General features: G+C 56.1%; 10 protein-coding genes. 2 read left to right on the top strand and 8 right to left on the bottom strand.

Annotation, left to right across the window (positions count from 1 at the left end; all coding sequences use genetic code 11):
• Nucleotide 1 precedes the first annotated feature (1 nt).
• From ABC336_RS05975 to ABC336_RS05990, 4 genes are all read right to left on the bottom strand, one after another.
• Entirely contained in the window at nt 2-1,102 is a 1,101-nt protein-coding gene (locus ABC336_RS05975; RefSeq protein WP_413237802.1) for a hypothetical protein, read from the bottom strand.
• Between the two features lie 59 nt (nt 1,103-1,161).
• A complete protein-coding gene (locus ABC336_RS05980) occupies nt 1,162-2,880 on the bottom strand; it encodes a hypothetical protein (protein ID WP_413237803.1) in 1,719 nt (572 codons plus the stop codon).
• 111 nt (nt 2,881-2,991) lie between these two features.
• Complete coding sequence (locus tag ABC336_RS05985; protein WP_413237804.1) at nt 2,992-4,605, bottom strand: response regulator transcription factor; 1,614 nt, start codon at nt 4,603-4,605, stop codon at nt 2,992-2,994.
• Nucleotides 4,580-6,349 carry a cache domain-containing sensor histidine kinase gene (locus tag ABC336_RS05990; RefSeq protein ID WP_413237805.1) on the bottom strand — a complete coding sequence of 590 codons (1,770 nt, stop codon included), beginning with the start codon at nt 6,347-6,349 and terminating at the stop codon, nt 4,580-4,582. The genes ABC336_RS05985 and ABC336_RS05990 overlap by 26 nt, the downstream gene beginning before the upstream one ends.
• Nucleotides 6,350-6,543: 194 nt before the next feature.
• On the opposite strand from ABC336_RS05990, the gene ABC336_RS05995 reads away from it, so the two are divergent.
• A complete protein-coding gene (locus ABC336_RS05995; protein WP_413237806.1) occupies nt 6,544-7,488 on the top strand; it encodes an ABC transporter permease in 945 nt (314 codons plus the stop codon).
• A 14-nt stretch (nt 7,489-7,502) separates the two neighbouring features.
• Nucleotides 7,503-8,381, top strand: a complete 879-nt coding sequence (locus tag ABC336_RS06000; protein WP_413237807.1) for a carbohydrate ABC transporter permease — start codon at nt 7,503-7,505, stop codon at nt 8,379-8,381.
• An 84-nt stretch (nt 8,382-8,465) separates the two neighbouring features.
• On the opposite strand, the gene ABC336_RS06005 is transcribed toward ABC336_RS06000, so the two are convergent.
• The 4 genes from ABC336_RS06005 to ABC336_RS06020 form a co-directional block, all read right to left on the bottom strand.
• Nucleotides 8,466-9,839 carry an FAD-dependent oxidoreductase gene (locus tag ABC336_RS06005; RefSeq protein ID WP_413237808.1) on the bottom strand — a complete coding sequence of 458 codons (1,374 nt, stop codon included), beginning with the start codon at nt 9,837-9,839 and terminating at the stop codon, nt 8,466-8,468.
• Nucleotides 9,836-10,849, bottom strand: coding sequence for a glycoside hydrolase family 130 protein (locus ABC336_RS06010; protein WP_413237809.1), 1,014 nt, complete (start codon nt 10,847-10,849; stop codon nt 9,836-9,838). Before ABC336_RS06010 ends, ABC336_RS06005 begins: the two co-directional genes overlap by 4 nt.
• Nucleotides 10,850-11,124: 275 nt before the next feature.
• Entirely contained in the window at nt 11,125-12,027 is a 903-nt protein-coding gene (locus ABC336_RS06015; protein WP_413237810.1) for a carbohydrate ABC transporter permease, read from the bottom strand.
• Between the two features lie 54 nt (nt 12,028-12,081).
• Nucleotides 12,082-12,981 carry a carbohydrate ABC transporter permease gene (locus tag ABC336_RS06020; protein WP_413237811.1) on the bottom strand — a complete coding sequence of 300 codons (900 nt, stop codon included), beginning with the start codon at nt 12,979-12,981 and terminating at the stop codon, nt 12,082-12,084.
• Between the last annotated feature and the right edge of the window lie 42 nt (nt 12,982-13,023).

The raw sequence follows: 13,023 nt of genomic DNA on the forward strand, positions 1-13,023 counted from the left end.
CTTACGGTGTCATGCCCATCATCTGCTCATCAAGCGCAGGCAGCACGGATATTGCAGCCGCCTCGACCCGCGAGTTGATTAGGTCTGCAAAAGCCTGTTCAAGATACACCTTGCGTACCTGATCCCTCACTTCCTCAAATACCGGGCGGCTGCCGGGCTGACGCGCTCTCACATATACGACGACATAACAGCCTGCTGCGCGATCCTCGACCATGACAGCAGAGCCTGTTCCGATAGCGCTTTCACGAAGCGCCGTATAAAGGGCGTTCTCGCTCTTATACATCCTCGATGCATTGTCGCTATCCAACACCAGACCTGTCTCGGTATGTACGGCGACATCGGTCGTCTGCAGCGGATCAAGCTTTACGCCCGACAGCAATTGGGACCGGAGTGTCTCCGACAGCCGCCCTGCCTCCAAGCGCAATTCTTCGTCCCGCTCGCCATCGCGCAGGTAGGATAGCGCATAACGGTCGTACACGATCCGGTCTTCTAGCGGCATCAGCTCCGGCAAGCGATGCTCGTAATAGTCCCTCAGCTCGGCTTCGCTAGGCGACAGCTCGCCTAACGCCAGCTCTTCTCGCAGTGAAGTATTGATCTTGCTGCGGACAAAGTCAATAAACGCGGTCGCTTCAAAACGAAGCGGGCCGTAGATCGGCTCCCCCCGAGCTACAGCAGCGGCACGGCGTTCATTCTCTTGCGCCATCTGTTCCATCAAACCTTCGTAGGAAACGCTTTCAACAAAGCCGTATTGTTTTGCTAACTGCAGCTCGATCTTCATCTGAACCGCATCCTCCAGCGCTTGCTTTCGCAGCACTTCGATCGGCGATTCCCCCGAGATCTCCCGTTGCCAGAATGATGCGTCTAAAGTCGCCTGGCTATCCCTTGTGTATCGCTCGATAACCGCTGCCCGATGTCCCCCCGCAGCATGGTTCAGCTCCCACACCGTAATCGGGTCGCCGTTCACCTCAGCTACCACGGTCGATCCGGCTGGCTCCCCCGCAGTCGAGATCGTCAGTCCGGCACCCGCCAGCAGCAGCGCCGCAGCAGCGATGGTCACGATAGCGAACCTGGTATCGCGTATCCCTTTTCCATAGCTTCGCAAGGCAACCCTCTCCACTCTTACCGAAAAGGGACCCGCCGCCATGGCGGGCCCCCGACCGGTTACTTCATATTCTGATACCACTCGTTGACTTCTTGCGTAACATCATTGCCGCCGATGCTCTTCCATTCCTCGACGAAGTTGTCGAAGTCGGCGATCGGCTTCTTGCCATAGATCATATTGATAAATGTATCGGATTCGAGCTTGATCAATATGCCGTTCTTCGACTGCATCGCCGGCGTCGGCGATCCTGTAAATTGCTGGGCGATGGCCGTACCGTTGTCCCAGCCGTCGACGACAATCTCAGCCGCTCTGAGCGTATCCGGGTGGGTCTGGGCCGCACGCTGCTCCGCCGATGTCTGCGGTTCAATGCCGCGGCTAATATTGGCCAGCATCTCCAGATTGGTAAACGGGTTTTTCGGATCGATCAGGACATATTTGGAGACGGAAACCTTCTCTCCTGGAATATCATCCTCAGATACCGATACGGTGCCGTCCGGAAGAATCGTATAATCATAATCCAGCGCCCAGCCATGCTCGAATTCGCTGCCCGGCTCGTTCATAATGCGGCCGAAGATCCGGTTCAGATACAGGAACAGGGCATCCACATGTTCAAAGTCCTGCTTGACCAGCATGCCACCTCTCAGGAACGTCGTGTCGCGGGAAGCCGACTTGCCATCTACGGTCGGCAGCGGGAAAGGCTTCATGTCTGCGCCTTCCACATTGTTCTTCAGATCCGGGATCGGCCAGTTGGGCAGCCAGTAAGGCGCGACTACCATACCTACGCGTCCTTGCCCGATCAGCTCGGCCAGCTTGTTCTCGTCATGCAGTCCGGCTTCTTTGGAGATGTAGCCTTTGTTGAACCAGTCATTGAGACGCTCCAGCCCTTCCTTCATCTCCGGCTGAGTAGAGCCGTGCACGAGCTCGCCATCCCGCTCCAGCCATTGATAAGGAATCGTGCCGTAAGGCCCGAATACCCAGGTGCTTTCGCCAAGCCATCCGGCGAACGGATTGGGATGGTTGCCGCCGGATCCGAGACTCAGACCGAGCGGGATGATGCCGTCCCCATTGCCGTCTAGGAAAGCCTGCATGACCGCTTCCAGTTCTTCAAACGTCTGTGGCGGCTCCAGGGACAACTTCTCCAGCCAATCCGTACGGATCCACAGGACGCCGTTATCGTTGCCCGCATGGGCAAAGTTCGGAATTGCCATCCGTTTGCCCTCGTGGGTTACCTGGCTCCACATCAGCGGATGGGAGTCATAGACATCCTTGACAGCTTGGGAGGCATACGTCTCAAAGTCTTGCGTAATGTCCCGGTAATGGCCGGACTGGATCAACTCGTTGATGAGCCCCATGTCCTCGGTGTTGATCACATCCGGCAGATCCTCTTTAGCTGTCAGCATCAGCCGGACCTTGGTGGCGAACTGGTCGCCTGGCGATTCCCAGATATTTTTAAGCTCGATGCCCAGTTCCTCTCTGGCCCACTTCGTATGGATGTTGTTTTCCAGATTCTCGCCATTTTTGAATTTCAGCGTGCCGTCCGTTGCTTTGACCGTTGTGATCGTCACCGGCGGATCAAATTTGTAGGTGCCGTTCTGTATCGCTTCCGCATTGGGATCGGTCTCGGCCGGCTGCTCAGCCGCACCGTTTTCAGCACCGTTATCCGTACCGCTTTGGCTCCCGTTATTCGGCTGTCCTCCGTTGCCCGAGTTCGATGCGCAGGCGGCCAGTGTGAACACCAGCACCACTGCGAACATCAGTAGCATTGACTTTTTCATCATGTTTCTGGATGAACCTCCCTTGAGTATCTGCTGTATTGAGCTGCAACTTAATCTTATTACAGCGCTTACAGCTGGGTAAGAGATAAAGTTTTAAGATCATATAGCAAATTGTTAAGATTCCGACTGGTTGCGCTCCCGGTATTCATTGGGCGTGACGCGGTAGTGATACTTGAACAATTTGCTGAAGTAGGGCGGGTTCTGAAAGCCCAGCATACTGGACAGCTCGTAGATTTTGATATCCGTAGTCCGCAGCAGCACGCTCGCTTTCTCCATCCGGTAGCGCATGATGAAATCGCTGATATTCTCTTTGGTCTCCTGCTTGTAGAGCGAGGACAGGTAGGCGGGATGAAGTCCTACATGATCCGCGATTGCTTGAAGCGATACATCCCGGGCCAGCTGCTCTTCGATAAAGCGGTGGATTTTGGCGATCAGCAAGCTTTTGTTGTCCTTAAACTCGCGAACCCCGGCGGACCCCAGACTGCGAAGCGCCATCTCCGCCCACTCCATCACATGATCGAGACGGCTGAACAAGCCTTGCTCCGACGCGATGTCGGCCTCGAAGCCGGTAAGCTCCATCAGCGTTTTCCCCTGCTGGTGCGCCACATACAGGAATGCATTCATCAGCGTATACACCACTTCGCTGATATGCTCCTCCGTGTCCAGCCGTCTGCTGCGCATCTCTTCGAACAACGCCTGCAGCTTCTGTCGCGCCTCTGGCCAGCGCCTAGCTTCCAGCAGCTGCTGGAAGCTAGGCGGAGCATATAGCGCGTCCAGCGAACGCGGCTGGGTGCGGGCTTCCCTGGTGCGGAGCACGACGCCCTGCTCGCTGCGCGGGATTTTGCGAAACGCATTGAGCGATCCCCGGTATTGCTCGACCAGATCGGCCGGGAAGCTGTGCGGCTCGCCGATCAGTACCGAAACCTGTCCCCGCAGGTACGCCGACACCTGCAGGACCAACTCGCGGGCCAATTCCTCCAATTGACCACTCCCGGGCCGGGCCGCATCCACTCCCCGGCGCTCCTGCAGCAACAGGCACAGATAACCATTGGCATCGGTGCAGTGCCATACCTCATAACGGCCGGCATACAACTCGCTTGCGATGTTGCCCACAGCAAACGCGTACAATGCTGGCTCACTGATCGCCGCCTCCGAGTCATCCAGGCGCACCAGCACCAGATGGCCGGGCGCTCCGGCCTCAAAGGCCAGTTCGTACTCGCGCAGCCGCTCGGCGAGCACGGTCTGAGGCAGCCTCATGCCGGTAAGCAGGTCGCCCAGCAGATTGGAACGGAGCATGGGCAGATGGGCATGCAGCGTCTGCCGCGCCCGCTCGAAAGAGCCGATGCGTGCCCACTCTTCCTGTTGCAGCGCCTTGACCCGGACCACCTCGTCCATCAGCTCCTCATCCGACACCGGCTTGAGCAGATAGTTGGCCGTCCCGTAGACGATCGCCTGCTTGGCATACTCGAACTCGCCGTAACCCGAGAGCAGGATGCACTTGGTCTGAGGATGATGCTCTTGCACGTACTTGCACAGCTGCAGCCCATCCATCCCAGGCATCCGGATATCGGTAACGACGATATCGATGGCCACACGTTCCATCAGCTCAACCGCCTCAAAGCCCGTCGCGGCTTTATAGACGGACTCGATGCCGATCGCCGCCCAGTCATTGGCTACCATGCTGTTCAAGATGACCGGTTCGTCATCCACAAATAATAGTCGGCTCATAGCTCTTCTCCTTTGTGTCTGCTCTAAGTTCGTGCTTCCATCGGAGCGATACGCACAGTCCCCCCATCGCATCGGATCGACTGATCGTCACGCCGGCCCCCTCGCCGTAGCGTACCTTAAGGCGCTGATGGACGTTCCATAAGCCACAGCCCGTCTCCTCGCTCATCGGCAGCTCCAGCTGCTGTCTGTATGCCGCGATGGCCTGCTCCGTCATGCCGACGCCGCTGTCCTCAACCTCCAGGATCGTCCATCCCGCTTCTCTCCGCCCTCGGACGACGACCAGCCCCGGACCGGGCTTCGGTTCTACGCCATGCATGATCGCGTTCTCGACGACCGGCTGGACGATCAGCCGCATGACCGGCTCCTCCAGCATCTCCTCCGGCACCTCGATGCGGTAATCCACTCGCTCCAGACGGTAGGTGTAGATCTGCAGATAATGCTTCACCAGATCCACCTCCTCCCGGAGCGTGGCCTTCTGATTCTCGACCCGTGTCGTATAGCGGTAATAGCCGCCGAGGTGATAAGCCATATCCTTGATCGTCTTGGTCTGCCCGGCTTTGGCGCAAGCGGCGATAAATGACAGGCAGTTGTACAGAAAGTGAGGATTGATCTGCGACTGCAGCTGTTTGAGGGTGGCCAGACGCGACCGGTTCTGTTCTTCGTAGACATTCTGGATCAAGTGCTGGATCTCCCGTCCCATGTCATTGAAGCGGTGCATCATATAGTCGAATTCGTTATGAAACCGCTGATGGATCCGATAGGCATGGTCGCCCATCTCAAATTGCTTGAGTGCTTTGGTCAGCGTAGAGAGCGGCTTCTGGACATGGAGGTAGAGCAGGTAAGAAGCGCAGAACCCCAGCACCACCAGTACCAGCATGCTGATGTAGAACAGATTGCGGCTCTGGATGATCGGCGCGTGGAACTGCTCCAGCGGCACATAGTCGACCAGCCAGGCGCCCAGCTGCGGCAGCGGCGCATAACTGAGATAGACATCCTTGCCTTCAACCGTCATAGGCCGGTTGCCGATGCCCTCCAGCCCTCCTGCCAGCAGCTCGGCCCCCAGCTCCCCATAGCCGGCATCTTTGGCGCCGCTGTCGGCGAACACGGCTCCCGATCCCGTGAGCAGGAAGCTGTGTCCGGGATTATCCGTATTGTACTGCCGCAGCATCTCGCGCACATTGTCGATACCGAAACGGACCTCGAATACGGCATTTACGTTGTCCGGCTGGTCCTTGGAAAGATAGGGATCCCAGATGAGCATCTGATAATAGGCATCCTGCGCTTGCGGGTCCCCTCTGTAATGCCACACGCCATTCTCCGACTGCTCCAGCATGGCCGGATCATAGCTGCTGCCGAGGGTGGTGGATATGCGGGTCTGGATATCAGGGATATAAACGGAGAGTTCATTGGACCAATGGCTGGAGAAGCTTTGCAGATAGAGCTTTTCCTTCACCAGCGACTGGTTTTCGATCATCCGCAGATAATCCTTGCGCAGGATGCTCAGGTAGAGATCCAGTATTGATGAATCTCGGGCAAGCACATTGGACGACAGGGAAAGCCGTTCGATGTTCGACTCGATCTGGCTCTTCAGGAAGAGCAGTTGGCTCTCCTTATAGGCCCTCATCTGTGAATCGATGACCTGCACGCTCGTTGTGCTGAAGTAGGTGTAGAGCAGTACCGTAGGAATCAGCAGGATGAGAATAACGCCGTTAATCTTAAAAAAAATCGGTCGGCTCCGTTTCAATCGTGGTTCCCCCTTTAACACACATGTTCAAAAATTCGGTTTTCAGTACCGAGAAGCGACCCCCTTAAGAAATTGACAGTGACCTTTAGGATGTCTTGTATACAAAAACTAATCGCATGGCCTACAATTTTTTCATAACCGCTGCGGGCCGTTCCTGCAGCCGGATGCAGCAAACCGATCAGGAGGCAGTCCCAATGAAGAATACCGACATTATATCATCACCCCCAAGTACGTCAACCGGGCGTACCCGCAAAAATCCGTTCCGCAAAACGTGGCGGCTCCATGTGCTGCTGCTGCCTGCGGTCCTGCTTGCCATCATCTTCAAATATGCGCCAATGCCCGGCATTGTCATGGCTTTCCAGGATTTCAAGCCTTGGCTGGGGATCAGCCAATCGCCCTGGGTCGGCTGGGACAATTTCCAACTGATGTTTACGCTTCGGGGAACGGTCCAGGTCATCTGGAACACCCTGCTTATCTCCGTCATGAAGATCATTTTTGGTCTTGCGGTTCCCGTCCTGTTTGCGCTCATGCTTAACGAGGTCCGCAATATGGGAATGAAGCGCTCGATTCAGACGATGGTCTATCTGCCGCATTTTATGTCCTGGGTTATCCTCGGCGGCATCCTGCTTGATCTGCTTTCGCTTGATGGCATTGTAAACCGCTTACTGCTCTTCATGAATCTCGACCCCGTCATGTTTCTGGGCGAAGGCGACTGGTTCCGGGCCACCGTCATCATCAGTGACTTGTGGAAGGAATTCGGCTTCTCGGCTATCGTCTTCCTGGCTGCCCTCTCCGGCATCAATCCGGATCTGTATGAAGCGGCCGAGATCGACGGCGCCGGCCGGATGCAGCAGACGATCCACATCACGCTGCCGTCGCTGATGCCGATGATGGTCGTCGTATTCACACTGTCGCTGGGCAATATGCTGAACGCCAACTTTGACCAGATCTTCAACCTGATTAATCCGCTGGTACTGGAGAAGGGCGATATTATCGACACGTTTGTATTTCGCTCGTTCCAGGACGGACAATACAGTTTGGCAACGACCGTGGGCTTGTTTAAATCAGTGATCGGCTTTATCCTCATCAGCGGCGGCTATTATGTCGCATACAGATGGGCGAATTATCGGATTTTTTAAAACGGAGGTAGACCATGTATTACAAGAACCCATCTTACAAAGTGTTTTACTATTTCAATCTGGCTCTGCTGATCGCCGTATCGATCCTATGCATCCTGCCGATGATTCACATCTTCGCCGTATCGCTGAGCGGCAAATCGGCAGCAGAGTCCAATCTGGTCACCTTCTTCCCGATTGATTTCAATCTGGAGAGCTACGCACGCACCTTCGAGAACGACAACTTTACCAATGCGATCTGGACTTCCGTGATGCGGGCCGTCATCGGTACCGTCTTCAGTATGGCTGTAACGATCATGGCCGCGTTCTCCCTGTCCCGGAGCAGCGTCGAATTCAAAGCCCGTGTCTTCTATGTGTGGTTTTTCCTGATCATTATGATCTTCGATGCCGGTCTGGTGCCCAACTATCTGCTGATCCAGCAGCTCGGCTTGATCAATTCGTTCTGGGTACTGATCCTGCCCGGACTGGTCAACGTATGGAATATGATCCTGATGATGAACTTCTTCCGGGTGCTGCCCAAGGAGCTGGATGAAGCCGCCATTATGGACGGCGCCTCTACGTTCCGCATCCTCTTCTCGGTCTATCTGCCGATCTCGATGCCGGCGATCGCCACGATCTCGCTGTTCACGATGGTCGGGCACTGGAATAGCTGGTTCGATGGCATGCTGTATCTGCGTTCTCAGGAACAATGGCCGCTGGCTACGCTGCTGCAGACGATCGTCGTCGTGCAGGACTTCAGCAAGACAGGCATCACGCCCGAGGATATGGCGATGCTCTCCAACCGGAGCGTCAAATCCGCGCAGATCTTCATCGCGATGCTGCCGATCCTCATCGTTTACCCCTTCTTGCAGCGCTTCTTCGTCAAGGGGATCGTACTAGGGGCGGTGAAAGAATAAAATATGAGAAAGGACCTCAATCTCCACAGTATTGTGGAAATTGAAGTCCTTTTTTTCGTTAGCTCTACTGCCGGGCAAGCTCCTTCACAGCGCTGCATCTTCCTGTCGCTGTTCGGCAGGCAAGTAATCCTCTCCCAGCCACACATCCTGCTCCAACAGCCGCTGCTGAAGCTCAGCGACGGAGATGTCGCGGGAGCCGCTACCGTCACGCAACGCCAAGGCGGCCGCCGTTCCCGAGGCCTGGCCCATAGAGAAGCAGTTGGGCATTACCCGCAGCGAGCCCTGTACCGCTCGATCCGAGGATACGCAGCGTCCGGCTACCCACAGGTTGTCAATCCCTACAGGCATGATCCGGTAAGGGACGCCGTGGGATACGCCCGGCGGTAGATGGTTAATCGTCATCTCGCCCTTGCTGTGAGCCAGATGAATATCAATATAGTAAGCGTTGCGGGCAATATCGTCCGGAAAGGAACGCGCCGACAGGAAGTCGTCCACAGTCAACGTATAGTCTCCTTCAATCCGCCGAGTCTCCCTGATCCCAAGCTGCTCCCCGCTCGCCACCATATGCGCATGCTCGAAGCCCGGCACGTAGCTGCGGAAGAACTGCAGCTGGCGCTCAGCTGTGCGGCGCCCTTCAATCGCTCCCCGTGTCAAATCTTCGGCACGGGTACCGTCCACGCCGAACACGTGTCCGAAGTTAACGCCCACCAGGTAATCGCTCACCCAAGCCAAGCCGGAGATCGACTTGCGGCCCTCAGGCAGCGCGCCTTCCGTGATGGCCCGCTCCACCGTCTTGTGCAGCTGCCCCGTATCTCCGCTTTCCTCCAGATACCGGTTGAATGCCGGCCGGTCGACGTTGGCGAGCAGATAACACATGCTGCCGGGCTGCAGCTCGCCTGCTTCGCCTCCCTTTTGAAAGCGAACGCCCGCGAGCGCAGCAACATCCCCGTCTCCGGAGCAATCGATGATATACCGGCAGGGTATGAAGGATCGTCCCGTTTTATTGACAACCACAACACCTGTGACCTTCCGGCTATCCTCAGACAGTACAACATCGTAGACAAAGGTATGATACAACGGCGTAATGCCGCTCTCCAGTATAGCATCGTCATAGACCCGTTTCAGTACCTCGGGATCGATCGGCACCCAATCGAGCATCTCCCGGTAAGCAGTGCGGTAGTCCAGATTGCATGCTTGCTTCATCCGTTCCATCAGTTCCAGACCGAGCCCGCGGATGATCGGCTTCTGCTTGTCGGTGAACGGGCAGAAGGCCGGAACGAGCGCTACAGTTCCCATGCCGCCCAGAAAGCCACGCTGCTCCACCAGCATCGTGCGCGCTCCCCCGTTGGCAGCGGCGATGGCCGCAGCGATCCCGGCAGCCCCGCCGCCGATGACCAGCACATCCACTTCAGCGGCAGCCGGGATACTGACGGACGGCAGCGTGATTTGTCCGTTCATAGTAGCTTCCCGCCTTCCAGACATAGACGCAGCAAGTCATCCACATCCGCAGTAGCCAAGCATTCTACCGTGTCGGCAGCACCGTAGTAGATTTTGACTTCCCCGGAGTCCTCCAGGATCATGCCGCCCGGGAAGATCACATCATTGCGGAAGCCTCCATCCGTCTCATAAGCAGCCTCCGGTGCGAGCAGCGGTGCCGCCGCTTTGCCGATGATCCGGCTGGGATCGGCCAGATCCAGCAGCATGATGCCTGCGGTATAACGTTTCTTCCAGCTGTCCTCCCAGCCGTTCTTGCCCCGGCCAGGGTCGATGTCAACCGCATGGAACAAGGTCAGCCAGCCCTTGTCCGTTTTGACGGGCGGAGCGCCCGGGCCTACCTTATCATTGGCATAGGCTACGTCTTCAACGGCCAGCAGCAGCTTGGCGTTGCCCCAATACTTGAGATCGGGCGAGTCGCTCATCCACATGTCGAAACGGTCTGCCCCGCCTCGGCTGTAGACAGGCATCGGTCGCTCCAGCCGGACATACTTGCCTCCGATTAGCTCCGGGAACAAGACCATGTTACGGTTGTCCGGGAGCGACAGGCTCAGGACCTCGAAGGAACGGAAATCCTCGGTGACAGCAATGCCGCCGCGCAGCCCGTGCTTGGTATCGACGGCAAAGCACAAGTAGCACCGCTCGCCAATCACGGTAAGACGCGGATCATAGACGCGGATAACCTCTTCATCATGCCAGGACCAGCACGGTTCCGGCTGTACCTCCCACGATATGCCGTCATTGCTGAAGGCCAGGCCGAGATTAGTCGTATGATGAGGAGCGACGATTCCTTTCTTCTCATCGCCATAATCATTGCGGAACACCATCACATACTTGCCCTGGAACTTGGCGACGCCGGCATTGAACACCATCGCCGGACCATAAGGCACATCCCCCGGCGCCAGCACCGGATTGGCCGCATGCCGGGTCACAACCAGACTGGAACTCAAAGCTCCGACTGTATCATTTGTCACGTAAATCACTCTCCCAATTCCTATTTCTTCAAAGTTCAGGGTGTTGAAAGACCTTAAGAAATCAGTGTTGGACAACCCGTGGTCTCTTGAGCGGAGAGAAAAAGGGCGGCTGGAGAAGCGAAGCGTTCGCCTTTGTCCCCGGAATTTAACCCCTAAGGAGGTTAACTCATCAAAAATTCTGGGGACAACAGCGATCGAAAGCCCCCTTTTTCTCGTAGCGGTGCGCCACAGTTCCATGTCAAGCACTGAGTCCTGTTCGAATAGCAACCTGAACTTTACCCTTTCACCGAACCGGCCGTCACCTGGATAAACGACTTGTTAGCCACCACATACACCAGCAGCATCGGCAAAATCGACAGACAGGCTCCGGCCATCATCAGATGGATCTGCATCGCTGCGGAGGAGCCGAAACGGAGATTCGCCAGACCGACGGTGAGCGTCTGCAGCTCCGGGTTCGTCATCGTGAATACCAGCGGCAGGATGTATTCGTTCCAGGCGCCGCGGAAGGCGAACAGTCCGGTCACGCCCAGTCCCGGCGCCAGGAGCGGCAGCACAATCCGGAAGAACGTCCGGATGAACCCGGAGCCATCCACCATCGCCGACTCATCCAGCTCGCGGGGAATCGCCTTGAAGAAGCCCAGCAGCATGAAGAAGGTGGAGGAATGACTGCTAATCAGAATCAGGATGACGCCCCACAGTGTCGTATTCAGGTTCAGCGCAACCATCAGATCAAATTGCGGGCGCAGCACGATGGCCCCGACGGAAATAAACATCATCGACGCTTGCGTCGTCACAAACAGGGATTTGCCGGGAAACTGGCGACGGTCCACCACATAAGCGGCCATGGCCGCAACCAGCAATGTGCCTGCGGTTACCATCACGCTGACAAACGTGCTGTTCCAGGTGTACCGGGCAAAATTGGCCTGCCTCCAGGCTTCCGCATAGTTCACGAATTGCAGCTCGGTCGGCAGTAAGGTACCGCCGGTCATCATCTCGGCACCCGTCTTAAGCGAGCCGGATAAGGTCATCAATAAAGGAAAGATAGTCAATAGCGCCGTCACCACTAAAAATAGCCACATGATCGTGAGGCTCACCACTCGGCCTGCACGGCTGGGCAGCGGACGGGCGGCAGGCTTGCGCGGCCTGTCTGGCTCCGGGGATAATACCTGATCATTCATCTTCAAAACCTCCTGCAACACTTCGTGATGAGCAGCGTACTTTTTGAACATCCTTTAATAGACTTTGTTCATTTTGCGGCTTAGCAAGAAGTACAAGCCGGTAATCCCTCCTACAATGATGGCCGTGGCAAAACCTACAGCGCTGCCGTAGCCAAACTGTTGTACTACAGCAGAACCCGTAGATACAGGGAACAACAATTTGTACAGATACAGATACATGACCTCGGTTCGGCCGATCGGCCCGCCTTCCGTGATCAGCATGATGCTCTCATACCCTTTCAGAGATGCGATAATCGCCAGCATAATGACCAATTGGGCCACCGGAGCCAGCATTGGCAGCGTAATGCTCCAGAACCGCCTTCCTGCATTGGCCCCGTCTATGGAAGCACTCTCGTATAGATCCTTTGGAATACCCTGCAGTCCGGCCAGGAACAGCAGCATATAGTTGCCGACTGCGCCCCATACCGCCACAAGAATGACGGTCAGCATCGCAAGCTTTGGCCCGAGCCATTCGATCGGTTCCGAGATCAGGTGCAGCTTCATTAATACAGTGTTCACCATGCCGTTGTACGAATTGAAAATCGTGTAGAATACAACGGAGATTACCGCAGTACTGATGATCGTCGGCATAAAATAAATCCCGCGCAGCAGGTTGCTGCCCCTCAGCTTGCCGTTCAGGATAACCGCCAGCAGCATGGACACAGGCAGCGTCAGCGCCAGCTTGCCACCGGCATAGATGAAGGTATTGCCAACCGATTCCCAGAAGAGCGCATCGCGCATCAGCCGCCGAAAATTGTCCAGGCCAATGAACAACGGCTCGCCGTATCCGGCATAGTCATAGAACATAAAACGCAGCATCCATAATAAGGGGTAGATGCCCAGAACGGCTGTCAAAATGATGCTCGGTGCCAAAAACAGGCTATTCTCCCCCAAACGTTTCCACTTCAAGCTCATCTTCGTTCCTCCCGGGGAAAGAAAAAGGGCCATCCGCCAAGT

It is taken from the genome of Paenibacillus jepli, from assembly GCF_047238105.1.
Taxonomy (GTDB): domain Bacteria; phylum Bacillota; class Bacilli; order Paenibacillales; family Paenibacillaceae; genus Paenibacillus_D.

Excerpts from the sequence above, each read along its gene's own strand:
- ABC336_RS06020 (WP_413237811.1), bottom strand. The coding sequence starts at position 12,981 with ATGAGCTTGAAGTGGAAACGTTTGGGGGAGAATAGCCTGTTTTTGGCA.
- ABC336_RS06000 (WP_413237807.1), top strand. The coding sequence starts at position 7,503 with ATGTATTACAAGAACCCATCTTACAAAGTGTTTTACTATTTCAATCTG.
- ABC336_RS05985 (WP_413237804.1), bottom strand. The coding sequence starts at position 4,605 with ATGAGCCGACTATTATTTGTGGATGACGAACCGGTCATCTTGAACAGC.
- ABC336_RS05995 (WP_413237806.1), top strand. The coding sequence starts at position 6,544 with ATGAAGAATACCGACATTATATCATCACCCCCAAGTACGTCAACCGGG.
- ABC336_RS05980 (WP_413237803.1), bottom strand. The coding sequence starts at position 2,880 with ATGATGAAAAAGTCAATGCTACTGATGTTCGCAGTGGTGCTGGTGTTC.
- ABC336_RS06005 (WP_413237808.1), bottom strand. The coding sequence starts at position 9,839 with ATGAACGGACAAATCACGCTGCCGTCCGTCAGTATCCCGGCTGCCGCT.
- ABC336_RS06015 (WP_413237810.1), bottom strand. The coding sequence starts at position 12,027 with ATGAATGATCAGGTATTATCCCCGGAGCCAGACAGGCCGCGCAAGCCT.